The organism is Paenibacillus pseudetheri (genome assembly GCF_924513355.1).
GTDB lineage: Bacteria > Bacillota > Bacilli > Paenibacillales > Paenibacillaceae > Paenibacillus_AQ > Paenibacillus_AQ pseudetheri.
The window spans coordinates 22,703-42,756 of the sequence record NZ_CAKMAB010000004.1 but is presented as its reverse complement, the minus strand read 5'-3'; the positions used below and the strand labels follow the sequence as shown (position 1 = coordinate 42,756).

General features: G+C 42.3%; 20 protein-coding genes, 1 riboswitch and 1 other annotated feature. Of the genes, 9 read left to right on the top strand and 11 right to left on the bottom strand.

Annotated elements, in window-relative coordinates:
• Positions 1 to 207: 207 nt before the first annotated feature.
• The 5 genes from L1028_RS04590 to L1028_RS04570 form a co-directional block, all read right to left on the bottom strand.
• Positions 208 to 861 (bottom strand): flagellar brake protein, encoded by a 654-nt coding sequence (locus tag L1028_RS04590; RefSeq protein WP_234531837.1) that lies wholly within the window; start codon positions 859 to 861, stop codon positions 208 to 210.
• A gap of 129 nt (positions 862 to 990) precedes the next feature.
• A complete protein-coding gene (ypeB, locus tag L1028_RS04585) occupies positions 991 to 2,349 on the bottom strand; it encodes a germination protein YpeB (protein WP_234531827.1) in 1,359 nt (452 codons plus the stop codon).
• Between the two features lie 360 nt (positions 2,350 to 2,709).
• A complete protein-coding gene (gene prsW / locus L1028_RS04580; RefSeq protein ID WP_234531825.1) occupies positions 2,710 to 3,405 on the bottom strand; it encodes a glutamic-type intramembrane protease PrsW in 696 nt (231 codons plus the stop codon).
• 148 nt (positions 3,406 to 3,553) lie between these two features.
• The gene (locus tag L1028_RS04575) at positions 3,554 to 4,168 is read right to left on the bottom strand and encodes a genetic competence negative regulator (protein ID WP_042190227.1); all 615 of its coding nucleotides are present in this window, start codon (positions 4,166 to 4,168) and stop codon (positions 3,554 to 3,556) included.
• Between the two features lie 264 nt (positions 4,169 to 4,432).
• Entirely contained in the window at positions 4,433 to 4,816 is a 384-nt protein-coding gene (locus L1028_RS04570; RefSeq protein ID WP_234531823.1) for a hypothetical protein, read from the bottom strand.
• A gap of 85 nt (positions 4,817 to 4,901) precedes the next feature.
• Between L1028_RS04570 and L1028_RS04565 the strand changes: the two genes are divergently transcribed.
• Positions 4,902 to 5,807, top strand: coding sequence for a polysaccharide deacetylase family protein (locus L1028_RS04565; protein ID WP_423803013.1), 906 nt, complete (start codon positions 4,902 to 4,904; stop codon positions 5,805 to 5,807).
• A gap of 96 nt (positions 5,808 to 5,903) precedes the next feature.
• Here the strand turns inward: L1028_RS04565 and L1028_RS04560 are convergent, their stop codons facing one another.
• The 3 genes from L1028_RS04560 to L1028_RS04550 are packed head-to-tail and all read right to left on the bottom strand — an operon-like array spanning position 5,904 to position 7,701.
• The gene (locus L1028_RS04560) at positions 5,904 to 6,749 is read right to left on the bottom strand and encodes a metallophosphoesterase (RefSeq protein WP_234531821.1); all 846 of its coding nucleotides are present in this window, start codon (positions 6,747 to 6,749) and stop codon (positions 5,904 to 5,906) included.
• Positions 6,743 to 7,111 (bottom strand): hypothetical protein, encoded by a 369-nt coding sequence (locus L1028_RS04555; protein ID WP_234531819.1) that lies wholly within the window; start codon positions 7,109 to 7,111, stop codon positions 6,743 to 6,745. The genes L1028_RS04560 and L1028_RS04555 overlap by 7 nt, the downstream gene beginning before the upstream one ends.
• Positions 7,108 to 7,701: a CPBP family glutamic-type intramembrane protease gene (locus L1028_RS04550; protein WP_234531817.1), complete on the bottom strand. Its 594-nt coding sequence runs from the start codon at positions 7,699 to 7,701 to the stop codon at positions 7,108 to 7,110. Before L1028_RS04550 ends, L1028_RS04555 begins: the two co-directional genes overlap by 4 nt.
• A gap of 115 nt (positions 7,702 to 7,816) precedes the next feature.
• On the opposite strand from L1028_RS04550, the gene L1028_RS04545 reads away from it, so the two are divergent.
• Together L1028_RS04545 and serA are read left to right on the top strand one after the other, a co-directional pair.
• A complete protein-coding gene (locus tag L1028_RS04545) occupies positions 7,817 to 8,728 on the top strand; it encodes a hypothetical protein (protein WP_234531815.1) in 912 nt (303 codons plus the stop codon).
• Between the two features lie 113 nt (positions 8,729 to 8,841).
• Positions 8,842 to 9,071: a binding site (T-box leader), on the top strand.
• A 246-nt stretch (positions 9,072 to 9,317) separates the two neighbouring features.
• Positions 9,318 to 10,910 carry a phosphoglycerate dehydrogenase gene (serA, locus tag L1028_RS04540; RefSeq protein WP_234531813.1) on the top strand — a complete coding sequence of 531 codons (1,593 nt, stop codon included), beginning with the start codon at positions 9,318 to 9,320 and terminating at the stop codon, positions 10,908 to 10,910.
• Positions 10,911 to 10,977: 67 nt separating this feature from the next.
• Here the strand turns inward: serA and L1028_RS04535 are convergent, their stop codons facing one another.
• Positions 10,978 to 11,811: an SDR family NAD(P)-dependent oxidoreductase gene (locus tag L1028_RS04535; RefSeq protein WP_234531811.1), complete on the bottom strand. Its 834-nt coding sequence runs from the start codon at positions 11,809 to 11,811 to the stop codon at positions 10,978 to 10,980.
• Between the two features lie 166 nt (positions 11,812 to 11,977).
• On the opposite strand from L1028_RS04535, the gene L1028_RS04530 reads away from it, so the two are divergent.
• From L1028_RS04530 to L1028_RS04505, 6 genes are all read left to right on the top strand, one after another.
• Positions 11,978 to 12,934 carry a helix-turn-helix transcriptional regulator gene (locus L1028_RS04530; protein ID WP_234531810.1) on the top strand — a complete coding sequence of 319 codons (957 nt, stop codon included), beginning with the start codon at positions 11,978 to 11,980 and terminating at the stop codon, positions 12,932 to 12,934.
• A 122-nt stretch (positions 12,935 to 13,056) separates the two neighbouring features.
• Positions 13,057 to 14,307 (top strand): methyl-accepting chemotaxis protein, encoded by a 1,251-nt coding sequence (locus L1028_RS04525; RefSeq protein ID WP_234531808.1) that lies wholly within the window; start codon positions 13,057 to 13,059, stop codon positions 14,305 to 14,307.
• 194 nt (positions 14,308 to 14,501) lie between these two features.
• Positions 14,502 to 14,598, top strand: a riboswitch (cyclic di-GMP riboswitch).
• Between the two features lie 128 nt (positions 14,599 to 14,726).
• Positions 14,727 to 16,361, top strand: coding sequence for a thiamine pyrophosphate-binding protein (locus L1028_RS04520; protein ID WP_234531806.1), 1,635 nt, complete (start codon positions 14,727 to 14,729; stop codon positions 16,359 to 16,361).
• Positions 16,362 to 16,371: 10 nt separating this feature from the next.
• Entirely contained in the window at positions 16,372 to 16,740 is a 369-nt protein-coding gene (locus tag L1028_RS04515) for a carboxymuconolactone decarboxylase family protein (RefSeq protein WP_234531804.1), read from the top strand.
• Positions 16,741 to 16,780: 40 nt separating this feature from the next.
• Entirely contained in the window at positions 16,781 to 17,131 is a 351-nt protein-coding gene (locus L1028_RS04510; RefSeq protein WP_042190245.1) for a hypothetical protein, read from the top strand.
• A 53-nt stretch (positions 17,132 to 17,184) separates the two neighbouring features.
• Positions 17,185 to 18,177, top strand: a complete 993-nt coding sequence (locus L1028_RS04505) for a 3-oxoacyl-[acyl-carrier-protein] synthase III C-terminal domain-containing protein (RefSeq protein ID WP_234531803.1) — start codon at positions 17,185 to 17,187, stop codon at positions 18,175 to 18,177.
• Between the two features lie 70 nt (positions 18,178 to 18,247).
• Here the strand turns inward: L1028_RS04505 and L1028_RS04500 are convergent, their stop codons facing one another.
• Positions 18,248 to 18,457 carry a DNA-directed RNA polymerase subunit alpha C-terminal domain-containing protein gene (locus L1028_RS04500; protein ID WP_341482479.1) on the bottom strand — a complete coding sequence of 70 codons (210 nt, stop codon included), beginning with the start codon at positions 18,455 to 18,457 and terminating at the stop codon, positions 18,248 to 18,250.
• A gap of 20 nt (positions 18,458 to 18,477) precedes the next feature.
• Positions 18,478 to 19,971 carry a glycerol kinase GlpK gene (gene glpK, locus L1028_RS04495; RefSeq protein WP_234531799.1) on the bottom strand — a complete coding sequence of 498 codons (1,494 nt, stop codon included), beginning with the start codon at positions 19,969 to 19,971 and terminating at the stop codon, positions 18,478 to 18,480.
• Positions 19,972 to 20,054: the final 83 nt, after the last annotated feature.

The window sequence follows — 20,054 nt, the reverse complement described above, 5'->3', positions numbered from 1 at the left end:
CGGGGCATTCCTCCTCAAACACTCTTTCATAAAAAAAGCATCTAGCGATGTTAAGTTCGTTCCTGCAATATCAAGGAGCACATACAAATGGATATGCTTGATGATATTATCAAGAAAAAAGCAGGCATTGCCTGCGACTTATAAAATTATACCACAGTTTATACTTCAGTGCAAAATCAGAACGCTTAATAGAGCTAAGAAAAATGCCTATCGGTTGCGGAAATCAAACTGTCGTTCAAAGCAGTAACGTATTATTTTCTGACGTTCATTATCCGTAATAGCCACAAATTTCAGCATGGCCAACTGGCGCCCATTTTCAAGCTTTTTAATCCGAACCACTTCACCTTCAAAGTCCACATGCTCAATACTACCATTTCGATAAGGCACTAGAACCCAGCAGAATAGTTTCGCTCCCACCTCGAGCTTCACTTGGTGATCCACCAAGAAAGACGTTCCTCCGCCGCCGATATCATCTGTACGTACAAGGAATCTTTTGCCAAAGCTATCCTTCACAGCTAATTCAAGATCTGCATTCACCCGAAAAAAGCTTCGTCTCTGAATTTTGAAAATCGAATCCGCCTCTGGTTTTTGTATCCGGACCATACGAATAATATCATCTTTAAACCCGAGAACATGAGTATTAAAGTAGTTTTTAATGCCACCCTCAGTTATAAAATAAACCGAAAGCTCGTCCCCCATAAAAAGTCGTTTCAGACGACCGTTACTCTCCTGCATAGGAATTTCAATCAGGAATGCGTCGTCCTCTGTCTCTGCAATTCTCGATCTATATTCAACTTCTGCTTCAGCAGCGTCACTGGAAGCAACCTGTATGTATAGATATTCATTAATTTTAGGATACAAAGATGTCACCGCCAAATCAGTATAGTTAACAATGATTATAGCATGGGAATATCACCCAATGAGATAAATATTATTTGAATTTTAAAAATAAAACAGGGGGCATCCAAATAATGGATGCCCCCTGTTTTTTCACTTTTGTTCTACCCCTGAAGAAGGCCTGATTTCTTCCACAGACTCTTCGATGCCATCGTCCGCATTAAGATAAATACGATACTGAGTACCATTTACCTCTCCGCCAAATTCGTAAGTCAAAACTTCTACTGAGTCATCATTTTTAATCCAAGCCATGCGATGGTAATTCTCATTGAAATCCGAATTCAGAAATTTCTTCACTTCCGCAAGGGTCAGCTTTGGCTTTGGAATCTTGCGATTGTCTTTATGCTCATTGACATATTCGCTAGCCTCAAATCCAACCGTTGTCCCAGTATCAAGTCCAATACGGATCGTCATTTTCTCAGGATAAATCAATACATCATTTTGGCTCGTTACAAAGGTTAAATTCCCGATATTATCATAACGGTCAGCATTAACCGCAGTCATATGAGGGTATCCTTTTTTCTTAAGAAACTGCTCCGCCTTGATAACTGCTTCTTCTAGGGTTACCTTAGCAGGTCCTATCTCACGGTTATCGTAATAAGAGATCAGTAAACCACCATTTTTGGTGAAATCCATGCTGATAATCTGCTTATTATTCGAACCACTGACTGTAGCCGTATAAGAAGGCCACTTCGTATTTTTGCCGTGTTCTTTCACATCTACTTTAGCATTCGAGCCTGCATTAGCAAACTTAATGGCTTTACGTTTGATATCTTCAACTGAAACAGGAGTGCCTCCGAGCATTTTTACAGAGCGTTTATCATAAATGCTTGCAACTGAAGGCCCCCAATCCAGGTCAGGGTAACCTTCGACACGTTTGTCCACCGACTTGAAGCCGTCAATAATCGAATTATCTTCTGCCTTATTCTCTGTAGCCAATGCGGTTTCAACATCCATCCAGCGTAAACGGCTACCAATCACTTTATTCTGAACATCCTGCAAATCTTTTGAGATTTCTCCAGAGCTCTTATACAATGCTTTTAAATTGCTCAATTCATCATCTGTCAAAGGCTTCTTAGCGTAATCACGAATCCCAGCTTTATAAGAAAAGTTTGAGATTTTGGATAGAAACTCCTCCGTTTTGCTAAATGGCAGTAATGTGAGCGGCAACTGATTAATTTCATTTTGCGCCTCACTGGTCATCCGCCACACATTAACAAGTCCTTTGCGGTGCATCCCGTTAGAAGCGGAGTTAACAGCTAGTGTGTTTCCCAGCTCTCCATGAAGACGCTCCACATGGTAAGACAAATCATGAAAGGCACGCTGATACTGGTTCTCCGCCTTGATTAGAATCGCATTCTTCTCCTGATTCTCCTGATAACCCCACACGAGCGCTCCAATTAACAGCAGCGCAGTCAGCGGGAACATTACAGCACTTAATCTTTTGTACATAGGGCTACAAGACTCCTTTCGATAGCTTATTGGCGTTAGTTTGACAATAAACTAGGAGTCTTATGCACCCTTCTGTAACACAATATAACTAAAGTGTTTGAATAGAGGGATTTCACTCCAAATTTGCATAGCATAGCGCTTATGCTCTTTCTTCAATTTCAAAGCCACTGCTATTACTGCAAAGGCATTGCTTAAAGCCAGTTTGAATTACACCCTGCTCTTTTATCCCTCTTAATATGTAGGTCTCACCGCATCGTTTGCAAAGTATACGGACTTTTATACGCAAAAAAAGACACCTCTCTCCTCTCTGGAATCTCCCGCTAAGGAACAATCCTTTGAATATAAGTGTGTCCATCTCAATTATAGGTTAACCTCTTCTTCACGTTTCAGAAAGCGGAACGGGGATCGGCTATTCGCCCTATCCACTTTCCCCATCCCTCCGTACCATAGAACAGCCATCAGAGGAACAATAAACCATATCCAGTAGTTAGCTGTCGTACTCAAAATAAAGTCATAAATCCCATGCCACAACCATGGCAGCAAGATAGAGATTAACAGAATCCCTTTTGTTTTAACTCCTTTTGAGAACTTGGCTCTCCCTAAATGATAGCCCATGATTACACCAAACATAGCATGTCCAGAAACCGGAAGTAGTGCTCTCAGAAACATGGAACCGATTGATGCATTGCTATACCAAGCGTACATTATATTTTCTATTGTTGCGAAGCCGAGCGAAATCGCTACGGCATATAGTATCCCATCATATGGCTCGTCAAATTCGGTGTGATTGTAAATCATATGGTAAAGCACAAACCATTTTAGACATTCTTCCACGCCAGCGGATATGAGAAACGACTCCACATAAGGACCGCCATTCAGCCCCAGCATTAGTCCTCTCTGAATGATCATAACAGGGAAAACAATCAGAAGGCCTAGCAGGAACACCTTAATAACGATATGAAGCGGTTCTTGATCATACTTATCTTTCAGATAAAAAAAGGTCAGCAGAGCAAGTCCCGGCGCTACTGCCGACGAAATAACCGATAACACGAGCACCGAAAAACCTCCCTATATCCCTAGCGCCTAATTCTGCTGATTACAGCAAGGCAAATTACAGCTTTAACTCAAGAATAACCGCCATACCATCAAGAACAACACTAGGGCTAATCAGCTAAAATGATGCGTATCAGCCCTATCATGCTATTTAATCCTGACGCTTAAAATGAGTACACAATAACTGGACTGCATTCTCCGGCATTACTGTCTTCCCGTATTCATCGAGAACAGCTTCAGTAACCGGTGAGGAATCTCCAAACTCAGCTAGTACACCAACAAGACCTGACAACGCCGTTTCTTCAAATTCCTTAGGATCGAAGTACAGATACCATTTATTGTTATAAGAATACAGTTTCCCCTGGGAAGTAATATTACCAATGAGCACATGGGCCGCTTCAACAAGAACCTCGAAATCGCGGAATGCATATACAATGGAGTCGCTTTGTTCAAGAGTAACTTCCATTTCATAAATCTCTTCTGGCAATTCTTCTTCCCCGGACGCACCGTACTGATGGTGATCATATTTTCCTCGGGTCACTATAACGACCATGCCTTGGGCGGGCAATGCGAAAACTTCTACGGCAAGCGGACCGGTAGCATCAAAACCTAATTCACTATATGCTTGGTCCATCATCTCCGTAAACAGGTCATGAACCTTAGGAACTTCCTGCCACATGTCTTCCTTCTGGATGCCCCGCTCGCTCAGGTCGTCAAAAGTGAGGAAAATCCGTATCTTATCTTGACTTAATCGCTCTATTCTCATGACAGGATCCTCCTTTTGCAAGCTCATTTATTATAATGTATGATGAGTCCCGAGTAATGAGCCAAAAATGGTTACTATGTATGTATGTTATCATTTTGCAGAGATAAATGCACGAAAATAAATATATAAAATCCTCTTAAAGCATTACCACTACTGAAGAGCTTATTCTAATTCATAAACCATTTTCAAGCCCTTGAAAATAAAAAAAGAATCATTCTGCGGAATATTTCATCCTCAAAATGATTCTGAAGGAGTCCTTTACGGTTACAATCCCGGTATGGCAGTATGCGTTTCTTTAAGAATCTGCTCCACTTCGCTCTTCACTTCAGGATTGTTGCGAATGAAATCCTTCAGTAATTTGAGATTGGATTCTTTTGATTTTACCGGTGATTCCGTTTTATGCTCAGAGGTTCCGCTGTTCGAACCATTACTTTGAGCATTGCTGCTTGTATTGCTGCTTGAAGCAGAAGTGTTTCCAAACCCTGTTGTAGCCATACCAATTATTTTTTCTTTTGCTTTATCTGCAGCTCCACTCATGGAACCGCCCGATTGCCCCAGCGAAGACATTACAGCATTCCGCTTTTTGGACATAATCATACTGGCTGCCACGCCCATCAGCACCCCACAAAAAAATGACGAAGTATTCATATTTTCAGCCTCCTTGTATGGTAAAATCATGTTTAGTGTTCGCGGAAAGATTGCCGCTCATGCAACCTAATAAGAAGAAAGCGAGTTGAAAAAAGTGGGTAAAATGACATCAGTGCTCCTACTGGCTACCTTACTGCTGACAGCCTGTGGCAACAGCGGTGCAAATGGAAAGACAGCGGAGGATGCAAACACCACAAACAATACACCTACGGCGGCAGCTACACAGAGCTCAGAAACAACAGCGCCTTCCCCTGAAGTAACAGCCAGCCCTACTCCTGGAGCGACAGCAGATGGAGGAACTACAGGTAATAATACAGCCAGTAAGGATCAAGCCTCCGCTGAAATTCCACTGCTGTACCATATGAACAAAAATTACGACATCGTCCCAAATGAGGAAACTACAAATAAAAAAGTTGTGCTGCTCACTTTTGACGACGGTCCCAAAGATGCAGACATGATTAATCCGTTAATGGATGTTCTGGACAAACATCAGGCCAAAGCGATCTTCTTCGTGAACGGGTACCGTGTTAAAGCGCATCCCGAGCTTCTAGAGTTAATTCATAACCGCGGAGGAGTTATCGGCAACCATAGCTGGGATCATATTGTATTGAAGGACAAGTCTTACACTGAGGTCAAAAAGCAAATCGAAGACGTTCAAAATGCGGTCAAGGAGATTATCGGTGAAGCCCCTCAGTTTTTCCGTCCTCCACATGGTGCTGGCGGAGATGTGGGCAAGAAGATTTCCGCTGAGAATGGGATGTTGTATATGACCTGGTCCAATGGATCGCTGGACTGGGAAATGAAAGAAAAAGAAACCGGAAAAACAGATAAGTTAATCAAAAATGTGACGGACCAACTGCATTCTGGCAGTAATATTCTGATGCATGAGCTGCCTTGGACAGTCGAAGCGTTGGATAAACTGCTTACTACTCTTGAAGGCAAGGGCTATAGCTTTGTAGACCCTCGCAGCATTGAACTTAAGATGCGCTAATTCCTAAGTTGGACAAATAAAAACAGGTAATCACCTAGAGGGAAAGGAGATTACCTGTTTTTATGTCCACCCATTCAACTGTACAAAGACAACTTTTTAATGTTTCTCTTTACGGAGTGTAAGCACGTGCATCTCAGCAGGACTTCCCCAGCGGATCGGCAAGTGTGAAGTTCCAAACCCTCTGCTAATCAGCAGCTTCGCATCCCTTCCTGTCCCATCCCTTCTTGGCCATTGAAATATTCCCGCATCATATTTATGATAGAAATTTTCCACATGTCGTTGACCCAAAAAAGGAAGAATGACCTGCCCTCCATGCGTATGGCCTGCTAATATCAGATCCGCTGGCACACTTTGACGTTTGGACAACCAGAGCGGATCATGAACAAGAATGATACGACAAGTGTCATCTATTGAAGAAGCACGTGACGCTAATCCAGGTAATGAACGATAAGAAGTGTTTCCTCCCTTTTTCGGGAAATCCACTCCCGTTAACCAAAGAAAAGCTCCCTCACGTTCAATACGCACATTCTCATCTATTAACAGTTTTGCTCCACTGCCTCGAATAATCTGATCAACTAGTGAAATATTAGCTCGATAATCATGATTTCCATGTACTACATAGGTAGGAGCAATAGAAGTAACTAAAGTCATATTATCAGCCAGTCGATCCAGAGGACTGTTTTTTTCTGTTAGATCACCGCCTAATAATACAGCATCCACCTCTCCCTTTAACGGAGTCAGTAGTGCTGTTGGAAGGCGGCGGCGATGGATGTCAGTTATAAATAAAATACGAAATCCATCAAACTTTTCTGGGAGCAACTTCAAAATTATTTCCTCGGTAATAATTCTGTTTCTAAAGGCGTTACTCACCATAATCATTGCAATGATTAGCACAATCAAAAGCACAACCACAACCAATTCCCAAATCCAAAAAGTCACCATAAAGTACTCAAAGGCGGTGCCCCTTCGATTCCCCACCAGAGGAGGGCTACCAGCAATATTACAAAAATGAAAATCAGAGAGTTAACAAACATTTTACTAAGCCGAACACGTTCTGATGAATACGTATTTGAACGTGATGGAACAGATTCTTCCTGCTCTTTGTTTCCAGCGTTAGATCCCTTCGCAGAAGCTGCCGGACGGCGCGCTTTCCTTGATAAAGTTGCCGTTGTTGTCCGTGAATGATTACTCTTTCTAGGAGTCCCCTCCGATCGCGGATTCGTTTTTTTACTTTTGCCGGAAGTTTTGCCTTCGACACCACGCTTTTTCTGACGAGACTTCAATCGGCTCAATTCCTCACTCATGATTCCCTCCTGTAGCGGATCACCAGACCAGAGAAAAGGTCGATGAAGAAGTGACATAGTATAGGTGCCCATAAGCTTCCTGATTGGATGTAAATATATCCCAAACCGTAGCTGCTTAAGAATACCCATCCGGTAGGTATAAAGTGGCGCAAATAACGAACATGAATAAGAGCAAACAAAATACTTGTCCAATAAGGACCAATGGAATACTGAATGGCTCCTCTGAACAGAAGCTCTTCACAGATCGATACCATTGCTGCAATTACAACAATGTGCCATACGGGCCGATTTCGAAATAAAAGGTCGTTTATTCCCCCGTCATCCATACTTTCTTCAGGTACAATATGAGTCAATAAATAATCAACTACCAGCATTACAGCGGCAAGTCCAAGACCCCATGCCACAAAATGTACGTTTTCTGGAAAAATTAATAGCTGAAAAGGATTTCTTTTCTGAAATAATATCCATATCAAACCGATAATTAATGTAAGCCCCTGAGTAATGTAGAGATTGAGGAGCAGAAGACGGTCTGTTAATTGACCTGGCTCTACCTTTTTTATCTTAATCTCGCCAAATTTAAATTTTTTCATCGTGACCTGCCTGTTCTTTGATTTTTTGGGGCAGCTCCGAAAGAGAAACCGTCCATAATGTTGCTATCAATACATAATACATAGGATAATTCCCCCAGAAAAAGGAGCACTTATTATGAGCCAACGTAACTCCCGTACACAAATGTTGTACACTCTATTTTTTTTGTTTTTCCTTATTTGTGCCTTCGCCGCATTTTTCACAGGCGTCAAGGTTGGCGCAGACAAAACGGAAGCTAAATATGAGCAACAAAAGAGCAGTAATGGATATGGATTAGAAGAATTCACGGGCTCTTACCAACAGAAGGATCTTGTTACTTTCTATCATAACGTATTTTTGCCTTATCGGGAATTCAAGCAGAATTGGAACACACAAGTGGACAAGTTGGCACGCAGTACAGATGCCCGTGTAAATGCAGCAGCTATGAAGAATCTTAGCCTTCTAGCAGATAAACAATATGAAAGAGTTAACCAGGACTCTATTTTTTCCAATTCTCCCTTATTACATCAATCACAGCTGAACATACTCAAAAGCTTAACTTTATTCTCAAAAGCTTCTGGTGAAATAAGTGCAAGTGCATCTGGTGCTGAGACGGCAAAATTGCTGAAAAATGATCCTTATACTGCCGGTGCGGTTAAATTCGGATTGCTCGCACAAAAGAACTTTTATGATTCTATGCTAAAGTGGGGCTCTAAGACAAACCGGAAAATCCCTTCTGATGCTGGTGAGCTAAAGACCATGTCCTTTATACAGTGGAAAAAAATGCCTCTTCTTCAAAAGAACGCATCTATTGCTGATATGATGTTAAATCGCGAAATTTTCGCAGCCTTCGATCCTCAGGACATTACCGCAAAAATAGACGATTTGATACATTCTGGTACAGCCAGTTCATTGAATCTTACAGATGTTCAGTCCTCAGTCACCCTGCTTATTTCTACAGGTGCTATACAAGTAGAGGATTTTACGAAGTGGCGAGAGCAGTACTATAGCAAAGAGACGATTCCACAGCTCCCGTTTTTTTATGAATAGAACCAGTCATTGAATCATAACGAAAAATGAAGTTCACTTCAAGAAAGCCTACTTTCAAAGCCTATTGACACATCTACATTACCGTGTTACATTATGAAAAAATTAATCAATCAAAAAAAACGATGATGGAACAAAGATTCTGGAAGTCTTCAGAGAGCCGGTGGTTGGTGCAAACCGGTGACAAGCAGATGTCTTTAGCGCTCCTGAGATATTGTATCGAACCTTAAAGTAGGTGCAATCGGATCAACTCCGTTACCAGTGTGGCCTTGCAGGCCAATGAGGCTGCTTCTTACAAGTTGCAGTGAATTAGGGTGGTACCACGAAGATAACTCTCGTCCCTTACTACGGCAGTAGTATGGGGGTCGGGAGTTTTTTTAATTTCTAAATCCCTAATCTATACTATCCTTTTGCCCAAAGTTACCGATTCCGCGGCACTTCTGCAAGCAGCTTCTTTTATGCGACACCGCGTTGATCTACTATTATCACATGTTTTTTCTCTACTAGTTCGTGAATCTTCAGGTATTGTGGATTGCCCAAAAAGGCGTCCTCGACATATAAAGCTTTTCAACTTTAAGGGGGATAAGAAACCATGTTTAAAGTATTAGTATCGGATCCAATCAGTGATTTGGGCATTCAGCAATTGATGGACGCAGAAGATGTTGTTGTTGACAAAAAAACAGGACTCAGCGAAGACGAACTCATTGCAATTATCGGTGAATACGATGGCCTCCTTGTCCGCAGTCAAACTACTGTAACAGACAAAATCATCGAAGCAGGAAAAAATCTAAAAGTAATTGGTCGTGCAGGTGTTGGTGTAGATAATATCAAACTGGATGCTGCAACAAAGCGTGGTATTGTTGTAATCAATGCTCCTGATGGAAATACAATTACGACTTGTGAGCATGCTTTCGCAATGATGATGGCTCTGGCCCGTCATATTCCACAAGCTTATGCAAAAACAATCGGTGGAACCTGGGATAGAAAAACATTCATAGGTGTAGAGCTTCGCGGCAAAACTTTAGGTGTACTCGGAATGGGCAGAATCGGTAGCGAAGTGGCTAAACGCGCCAAAGCTTTCGGTATGGAAATTCTTGCTTTTGATCCTTTCCTAACAGCTGAACGTGCTGAAAAGATGGAAGTTAAATTGGCTTCTGTAGACGAGGTTGTTCGCGGAGCAGACTTCATTACTGTGCACACTCCACTTACGCCGGAAACACGCCATATGATTTCTCGCCCGCAATTCGAGGTGATGAAAAAGGGAATGCGCATCATCAACTGTGCACGTGGTGGTGTAATTGATGAAATGGCATTAGTAGAAGCTATAGATAGCGGTATTGTTGCTGGCGCTGCGTTCGACGTATTCGAGAAAGAGCCGCCGCAAGCAGATCATCCTTTCCTGTCTCATCCAAAAATCATCGTGACTCCTCACCTTGGCGCTTCTACGATTGAAGCTCAAGAGAATGTGGCGATCGATGTTTCGGAGCAAGTGTTGCATATTCTGCGTAATGAACCGTTCATTAACGCGGTCAACATTCCTCCAGTGGCTCCAAGTGTAATGAATAAGCTTCAACCTTACTTCACGCTTGGGGAAAAACTGGGCAGCTTTGTTACCCAAATTGCAGCTGCTGCTATCCGTGAGATCCATGTTGAATACGCTGGTGATCTTTCGGATGTAGATACCCAACCACTAACCCGCTACATTGTAAAAGGTGTGCTCTCCCGCCACTTTGCAGAGGACGTTAATATCGTAAACTCCATGCATTTGGCAAAAACACGCGACGTGAACGTAGTAATAACTAAAGCTTCTAAAACTAAAGGCTTTACCAATCTGATTACTGTTACTCTAAAAGCTGATCGTGACCAAGAGTATCTTGTTGCCGGCACCCTGCTGCAAGGTTATGGAGAACGGATTGTTCAAGTGAATAAGTTCCCCGTTGATATTGCTCCTGAAGGTCATCAAATCTTTGTATCCCATAACGACAAAGTAGGGATTATCGGACTTGTGGGTACATTGCTTGGCGAGAACGATGTAAATATCGCATCCATGCAAGTAGGACGTAAAATTGTTGGGGGCGCTGCAATCATGCTGCTGACCGTTGACAAAGCTGTTCCTAAGCATGTCCTTGTGAAGCTTGCTGGTTTACCAGAAATTAATACTGCTGAAGAAATCATCCTTCTTTAATCTATAAAAGGCCATTCCAGAATACACTGGAGTGGCCTTTCTTTTATTTAATGAATCTTTTTCTTCCCTACATTATGAATGATGGGATTATCCTTCCATCAATATCAGTAAAACCATACTTTTCAGCAAGCTTTCCAACCTGCTGCGGCTCACCGGACATAGACATAACCTCTGGATCAGCGGCTAGTGCAGCTACAGCTCGACCAATATATGTCGTCGATTCACTCATTTTCAGTTCCCCAACTTCTTGCCAATGTTCCTCATCTGTATTCATGGCTTCTAGAACCGCTTCTGTTCTCATCCATCCAGGTGAAAGTGAAATAACCGCAATGCCGTCTTCCTTCAACTCCTTCGACAATCCGAAAGCCATACGTAAAAGTGCATTTTTAGAAAGATCATAATAAAAGTTGCCTAAATATTTATAATGATCCCAGAAGGTTGTATGGATAATTAGACCACCAGTTTTTGCCTTGCGCATGAAGGGAATTGCGTAATAATTTGTGATCATCTGTGCTTTCACACCGGCATTAAACATATTGTCCCAATGAGCTGTAGGTAACTCCCAAAAAGGCTTCTGCTCGATAGCTAAATCATTTCCTCCCCATACGTTGTTAACTAAGATATCGAGTCGTCCCTGCTCTTCAGCGATCTGACGGATCACTACTTCTGTTTCCTGATCCTTCGTATGGTCACATCGTATTACCGCACCAGAACCTCCACTCTCTTTTATTTCTCTAAGTACGCTATCTATGCTCCCCTTAATATGTTCTGTGGCGGATATATCTGTGGTCCTCCCTGTAATATAGACAAAAGCACCTCTTCTTGCTAATTCTAAAGCGATCCCCTTCCCAGCACCTCTGCTGCTCCCGGTAACTAATGCGACTTTCCCTTTCAATGTCATAGTCCTCAACCCTTTCCACATAAATTCAGATTTCAATATTCTGTAATCATTCCTTACGTTTTATAAGTATAATCCGTATATATGACATCAACTGACATATATAATATAATTAGAAATAATTAATGGTGATCGTTCAATAATTAATACGAGGAGGGACAATAGCCTAATGAGAGCCGACCGTTTGTTATCTATATTGCTTCTGTTGCAAAACCGCGGAAAAATGACTTCTAGAGAATTGGCCCAAACACTCGAGGTATCAGAACGAACTGTGTTTCGTGATATGGAAGCATTAAGTGCTTCAGGGATACCCATTTTAGCTGAACGTGGTCGTGAAGGAGGTTGGATGCTTACTGAAGGGTACCGAACCTCCCTAACGGGAATGAAGCCACTAGAGATTGGTTCACTGCTTCTGTCCGCTGACGCATCTATAATGAAGGATCTGGGGATACAAGATGACTACTCTTCCGCTGTTCTCAAACTAGAGGCTGCATCTTCACATCGAACTAGTAACCCAGCAAATTACCTAAGCGAGCGTATTCATATTGATGGCGCCAGTTGGCATCCTTCGGATGAGACTTATCCGTTCCTCTCTGTACTGCAGGGAGCACTTTGGGAGGACCGCAAAGTAAAAATCACTTATCTCCGGAGCAACGAGACAACGGTCCGTTTCATTGAACCTCTTGGGTTAGTTGCAAAACGCGGCGTTTGGTATATCGTAGCCAAAAGCAAGGATGAACTACGAACTTTTCGCGTGTCCAGATTAGTTAACGTTGAGGAGACTCATGAGTGGTTTAAAAGACCTGATGACTTTGATTTAAAACAGTACTGGGAGGAGTCCACCACGGCCTTTAAAGCAGCACTGCCAAAGTATCAAGTAAAGCTAAGGGTCAGAACATCTGTCTTAAAAGAATTACAGCGAGAAAGATTCGTCTCCGTCCAATTGATAGAGCCAACTAGCAATGCAGAGTGGGTGAACTTAGATGCCGAATTTAATACGATCGAGTCTGCCTGCCAGATAATCCTTTCTTTTAGTCCATCGGTTATTGTACTTTCACCACAAGAACTTTTAGAGATGGTAAAGTCTGCTATCGCAAAAATTTCCGCTATTTATGAGAATTTTTGACACGAAATCTAAAGAACTACTCCTAAAAGAAGATTTATGTCAGTTCTTACTATAGACCAATCACCTTTAAATCCCATATAATAACACCAATACATAATATTAATAAGGAGGACATTATACCAATGAACTGGATGCATAAACTTCCGTTAAAACAAAGAATTGTTGCCGGATGTTACCTCGTTGCCACACTATTTGCCATTCCTGTTTTAGTTACTTTTATGATCTTAGGCAACATTATTTTGGGTATTGTACTAATCGTTGTTCTTGCTGCATTAACTTTACCCGTGGCCCGCTTTGTCGAGAGAACGCTTACATCTTCTTTTGATGATATCGCGAATGTATCTCATAGTATTTCAAAAGGGGATTTTACAAGTAGAGCCGACGAGAACGGGTCTATGGGGGACGTAAGTCGTTCCTTTAATACTATGATTGACAAGCTCAAGAAGATTTTGACAGAAGCATCACAAATCACTCGTCAAGTTATGGATGCAAGCCGTGGAATCGAAGATAAGAATCAGAATTTAAAAATTGTCATGGCACAGGTAGCCTCTTCGTCTAACGAGCTAGCTCTTGGTGCAAATGAAATATCTACGGATATCGCTGAAATGACAGAATCCATTAAAGATATTGAGAATAAAGTATCCAATTATACGAACTCAACGAAAGAAATGAACAGACGTTCAATACATACATTAGAACTAGTTGAACAAGGACGGCAATCCGTTGATACTCAAGCTGAAGGCATGCGTAAAAACATCCAGGCTACTCAAAAAGTAGCTGATACTATCGAAGCCCTGTCTCAAAATGCTCGCGGAATTACGATGATTACAAAAACCATCACAGAGATCGCTGAGCAGACCAACCTCTTATCGCTGAATGCCTCCATCGAAGCAGCACGTGCCGGAGAGCATGGTCGAGGATTTGCTGTAGTCGCACAGGAGGTTCGTAAACTTGCCGAGGAATCAACGGCTTCAACAAAGGAAGTCTTTGGCTTAGTTCGGAGCATCGAAACTGATATCAAACAAGCGATTGACAATATCGCTATCAACGAAGAAGTCGTACAGGTACAGAATGAGATGATCACTCAATCTGCTCATATTTTTGCTCAAATTGTGCAAAGTGTGCAGTATATTACCGAGCAAATCTCTTCCTTCTCTGCTGAAAGTGATCTGATGTTGGAAAGTGCCTTGAAAATCTCAAGTGCAATAGAGAATATCTCTGCAATCACACAGCAAACCGCTGCCGGCACCGAGGAAGTATCCGCCGCTATGAATGAACAAATTAATGCCCTGCAGTCCGTCGCTGAAGAAACTGAGAAAATGACACAGGCTGTGTTTAATCTACAGAAGACCATCCATATTTTCAAGTTTTAAGTCATTTGCAAATCATATAAACAAATCCAAAAAACTCCCCCTAACTTTTGACTTAGGGGGAAGTTTTTTTGGATATCTATTACTTCATAGGTTGGACAAGACTTTCGTCAAAATTCGAGTTAATTTGCGAAAATATATTGACAAAGGCCCTCTAGGAATATATTGTAAAGGAAAATTATTCTTATAAATTTTAAAATTAATATTGGCAAAATCTTCGAAAGAGGATGACGCAAAACCATGGATCTACAGCCTCATTTTTAAATCAGAGGCCATGACTGCCAGGTTGCTGAAAACCAAGACGACTGAACTATTGTTCAGTCTCTATGGCGATTTATGCCACCAACCTGTGCCCTATTTCAGAGCACAGGTTTTCTAATGTTTGATTTCAAAATAACAATCAACTTGTGAGGTGTATTTTTTTGAAGACAGTCGCAGATTACATGTCGGAAGCACTACGGAACCTAGGTGTTACCCATTCCTTTGGTATTATTGGCAAATCCATTTGTCCTATCGTTCTCAAAATGGTAGATTATGGTATTGAATTTATTCCTGGGAGACATGAGTCCAGTTCCGGCTTCGAAGCAGCCGGGTATGCGCTGAAAACTGGAAAACTAGGTGTAGCTTTTGGTACTTCAGGTCCTGGTGGAACAAACCTATTAACTGCAGCAGCACATGCTAAGGCCAACAACCTACCTGTCCTATTTATTACTGGCCATCAATCTATTAAAGAGCTTGGAATTCCCCAATGTCAGGACTCTACCTCTTTTCTAGCTGATTTAGCTGATATGTTTAGACCTGCCACCTTATATAGCAAACTTATTGAACGTGGAGATCACTTTAGCACAATCTTTAATCATGCCATTTCCATTGCTTTGAGCGGTAATCGCGGCCCCGTTCACCTTTGTATTCCCTTTGATGTACAAACGGAATTGCTAGAGGAATGTAATATTGTAATTCCTGAACGCGAATCACTGGTTAGCCACGCAAATATCGACCGTGTACTTGATGCTATAAATAACTCAAAGAATCCAATAATTATCGCTGGGAAAGGCGTTAACCGCTCAGGAGCACATAGTGAGCTAATTCAATTAGCGGAAACATTTAATATTCCTGTTGTTACATCTCCAGGTGGTAAAGGGGCTATAGCTTGGGATCATCCACTCTATCACGGTCCAATTGGAGTAGGCGGTTGTACCCATGGGGATGACTTATTGAATCAAAGTGATCTATTTATCGTTCTCGGCTCACGTTTAAGTGATATGACTATTTGTAATCTTAAAAGGGAAAATCATCCTACAACATTAATTCAGTTTGATAGCGATCCGACTTTTGTCGGAAAAATATTGTTCTCTAAAACGATTCCAGTGACTGGAGATCTACGCGACAATCTAGTTTGTTATCTCAATAATATTGACACGAACAACATCACAAAACGCGAAGCACCGACAAATTCCGATTATACCGAAGAGCCTCCGATTTTACCAAGCCTTTCACTTGCATCGGTCTTGAGTACGATGAGTGATTTGATTCCTTATAACAGCACAGTCTTTGTTGATGATGGAAGTCACGGTTTCCATGCTGCGAAATGGTACAAGGTTAAGAAACCGGGCAGTTTTGTTTTCGATGCTTACTTTGCTTGTATGGGTAATTCCATCGGGATGGCGATTGGTGCAAAGGTTGCTGCTCCAGAAGAAACGATCTTCTGCATTACAGGAGATGGATGCTTTATGATGCTAGGAGCAGAGATCAACGCTGCTGTCTGCAAGGATATTCCTGTCATATTCATTGTTGTAAATAATAAACAGCTAGATATGGCTCTAAAAGGTATGGAAAAGACTACAGGACGTATTGACGGAACTATCTACGAAGTCCCTATGGACGCTGTAAAATTCGCAGAATCACTAGGCGCTACGGGTTATAAATGTGAGACAGCGGAGGAATTCGAAACAGCCATCAAGGACGCTGTTGCAATTAACCGTGTTGCCGTCATTGAACTGTTAACAGACCGTGATGAGGTCCCTCCGACAGCTCACCGTACTTTGAACCTAAACTAGGAGGTCACTTATGAAAGACAATGTAAACAGTGGTCTTAACCACTTCACGAACCTCTCAGGAGACTACGGAGCTAAAGCACTGGCTCCGATTAAAGAACATTTCCCCGATTTGGCTGAATTTATTATGGGGAATGCCTACGGCGATATTTTTCAACGCAACACAATCGAAGCTGACTGGAAGGAAATTGCAGTTATCTCTGCTCTGATTGCGATGGGTCAGTTTGATCAATTGGGTGTTCATTATGTGATGGCTCTTCGTGTGGGAGTTACTGTAGAACAACTCAAAGGTATTCTATTACACTTAGTACCCGCTATAGGGGCACCTAGAATCATCACCGCTTTTAATATTCTTCTCGAAACGATTGAAGAAATACAGTAATTATTTTCAGTAAAATTAAAGTATTGGGAGAGATGTTAACGTGGGACAGTTTATTTTAAAGACAGACACTACTAAAAAAGTGATCAATATTGAGCTGGAAGGAACATTTTCTGAAGAAGATGGTTTGAAATCAATCCAAGCTTATCAACAAACTATTAATCCTATCACTCCAGCAGACTATGAATTACAAATCGATTGCAGAAAGCTAAATGTAACTGCACCTGATGTTGTACCTCTTTTGGAAGGTTGCTTCGTAATGTTTAAGAATGATGGATTTGTAAAAGTAAATCTAACTCTTGAGAATAACCCAATTCTTAAAATGCAGCTTGCTCGCCTGGGTCGTAAAGCAGGACTAGATAACATCGAGATCATTTCCACGGTTACTGCTTAATTCTTCATATGACTTAAAAAATACTATAGAGTCTTTCAGGAGGATTCATTCATATGACCGGAATTCGTATTCAAGACATTGATATCTATCATCCTAGTAATAAAGTTGGTAACGACTTTTTTATTAAGCATTTTGACGAAAAGGGTATTGATATCCGAGGTCTACTGACCACTTTAGGTCGTGATACGCGCTATAGCATTAAGAATGAGGAAGAAAACTCCCTGACGATGGCTTTCGAGGCTGCCAGTAATGTGTTGGATAACAATGATCTCATTGGCGCAGATATCGATCTTATTGCCTATGCAAGTCAAACTCCTGAATATATCTTTCCTACTAACTCTTTAATGATTCACCGTTTAATTAACGGCGCATCCCATACAATTTGTATTGACAGCAACGCTAACTGTGCGGGTATGACTGCTTCCGTTGAACAGGTGAGCCGGCAAATGCAAGCCAATCCTAGAATTAAACGTGCTTTGGTCATCGGGTCCGATTATGTAGCACCTCATGCAGATAAGAATGATCCTGTCTATTATGCTAACTTCGGTGATGCAGCTGCGGCAGTCCTTCTTGTGCGCGATGATAATGCGGTAGGCTTCATTGATTCTATCTATCAAACAGACACATGCGTTTACGGCAACTCCATGTTCCCGGCTGAAGGCTTGGCTAATCTGGGTAGAAAAGGCGTCGCGGCTGGAGAATTCAATGTGAAGTTCATTCCATTTGATGATTCCATTTGCGTAGATGCTGCTTCTGAATCGATTCGCACGCTTCTATCTGATAACAACATAGCGCCTGAATCTATTAAAGCAGCCTGTTTCTCACAGCTTTCACTGCCTAATATCGTTGGTGTCTGTGAAAAAGTGGGTATTGATAGTGATGTAGCGGTTTACATAGGTGATGAATTCGGATACACCTCAACCAGTAGCCCGTTTCTCGCTCTACACAAAGCTATTACTACAGGAAAGATCGAACGTGGAGATAAAGTTCTGTTCTGGACAGTGGGCGCTGGATGGCAAAACGTAGCATTTGTTATTGAATATTAAGCATTACAACATAAAGAGCGGCAAGCTAAGGATAATCCTTGGCCTGCCGCTTTTTATGTTGATCTGGTCTTTAGGACTCGCCGGTAAAGGATAACCCCTTTTCAATGAGCGCACGCCGTATTTCATCAATTCCTTTTGGTCCCATCCCATGGAGCTGCAGAAGTTCTGACTCAGTGAGCTTACTGATTTGGTGAAGCTGTGTATACCCAGCACCATGGAGTGCTCGAAGTGAAGGCTTAGATAGTCCACTCGGTAGATCAGATTCTGTTTCGTTAACCATAGACATATGCATCTCCCTGATTACTGATAACTTTCATGTTTTTCCCAGCCCATGGTACGCGCTACAGCGTCTTTCCAGGCGTTGTAACGTCGTTCACGCTCATCTATACCCATTACAGGTGAAAAGACCCTCTCAGCCTTGTTAAAGCTTTCTAGCTGTTCTCTTGTCCAGACCCCTGAGGTTAAGCCAGCCAGAAGTGCTGCTCCTAGCGCAGTCGTCTCCGCATGTGTAGTTCGAGTAACTTCACTACCGAGGATATCAGACTGGAACTGCATCAGCAAATCATTACGAACAGCACCACCATCTACCCGAAGGCCGGTCAAAGGCATGCCTGCGTCTTTTTCCATCGCCCCAATTACATCTCTAGACTGAAATGCTAGTGACTCTAACGTTGCTCTTACCAAATGCCCCGAGGTCGTTCCTCTAGTTAGACCGAAAACTGCTCCACGTGCGTACATATCCCAATAAGGTGCACCTAGTCCAGTAAAAGCTGGTACGACGACAACCCCTTCACTGTCCTCAACTTCCCGCGCTTTGTCCTCCGAGCCTGCTGGCTCCGTTATGAGGCCTAACCCCTCCTGAAGCCATTGTACAGCCGCTCCGGCTACAAACACACTGCCCTCGAGTGCATAATAGAGTTCATCCCCCATTCCCCAAGCTACAGTGGTCAACAACCCATGACTGGAGACTACAGCTTCTGTACCTGTATTCATTAGAATAAAGCATCCAGTTCCATATGTGTTTTTGGCACTGCCGGGTTCAAGACAAGTATGTCCAAACAAAGCAGCTTGTTGATCTCCCAATACAGAGTGAATAGGTATTTCTGTCCCGAACCACTGAGCGTCTGCTGTTCCAAATTCACTACCGGACATCCTCACTTCTGGCAGGATGGAACGTGGTACACGAAGCTCTTCCATCAGCTCTTCGTCCCAGCAGCGCTTATGTAGATTATATAGCATCGTACGTGATGCATTGGTTACATCAGTGGCATGTACAGCCCCGCTAGTAAGCCTCCAGATTAGCCAGCTGTCTACCGTCCCAGCTAATAGCTCCCCATTATCCGCCCGCTCACGTGCGCCGTCCACATGATCAAGAATCCAGGAGAATTTTGTTGCAGAAAAATAAGCATCCACAACGAGTCCCGTCTTGCTAGCAATGAGTCCCTCTAGCCCCTTACTCTTGATCTCTTCACACAACTCTGCAGTACGTCTGTCCTGCCACACAATCGCAGGATAAATCGGCTTGCCTGTTGCTCTAACCCAGATTAGGGCCGTTTCCCTCTGATTTGTAATTCCGATGGAAGATAATTCCTGAGACACTATCCTGCCATGAGTAATCGCATCTCTTGCAGCTGCAAGTTGTGACGCCCAGATTTGCTCTGGGTCATGCTCCACCCAGCCAGGGTGGGGGAAAGATTGCTGTACCTCATATTGCCCTTGTGAGACGATTCTAGCGTCCTTATCGAACACTATGGCTCGTGAACTCGTAGTCCCTTGGTCTAAAGATAAAATCATTTGATGGCCTCCCAAGCATAAACAATGAGATATGTTCCACGATGAACAAGATTAATGTGTTTGTTTCAACAAAAAGCACCTCT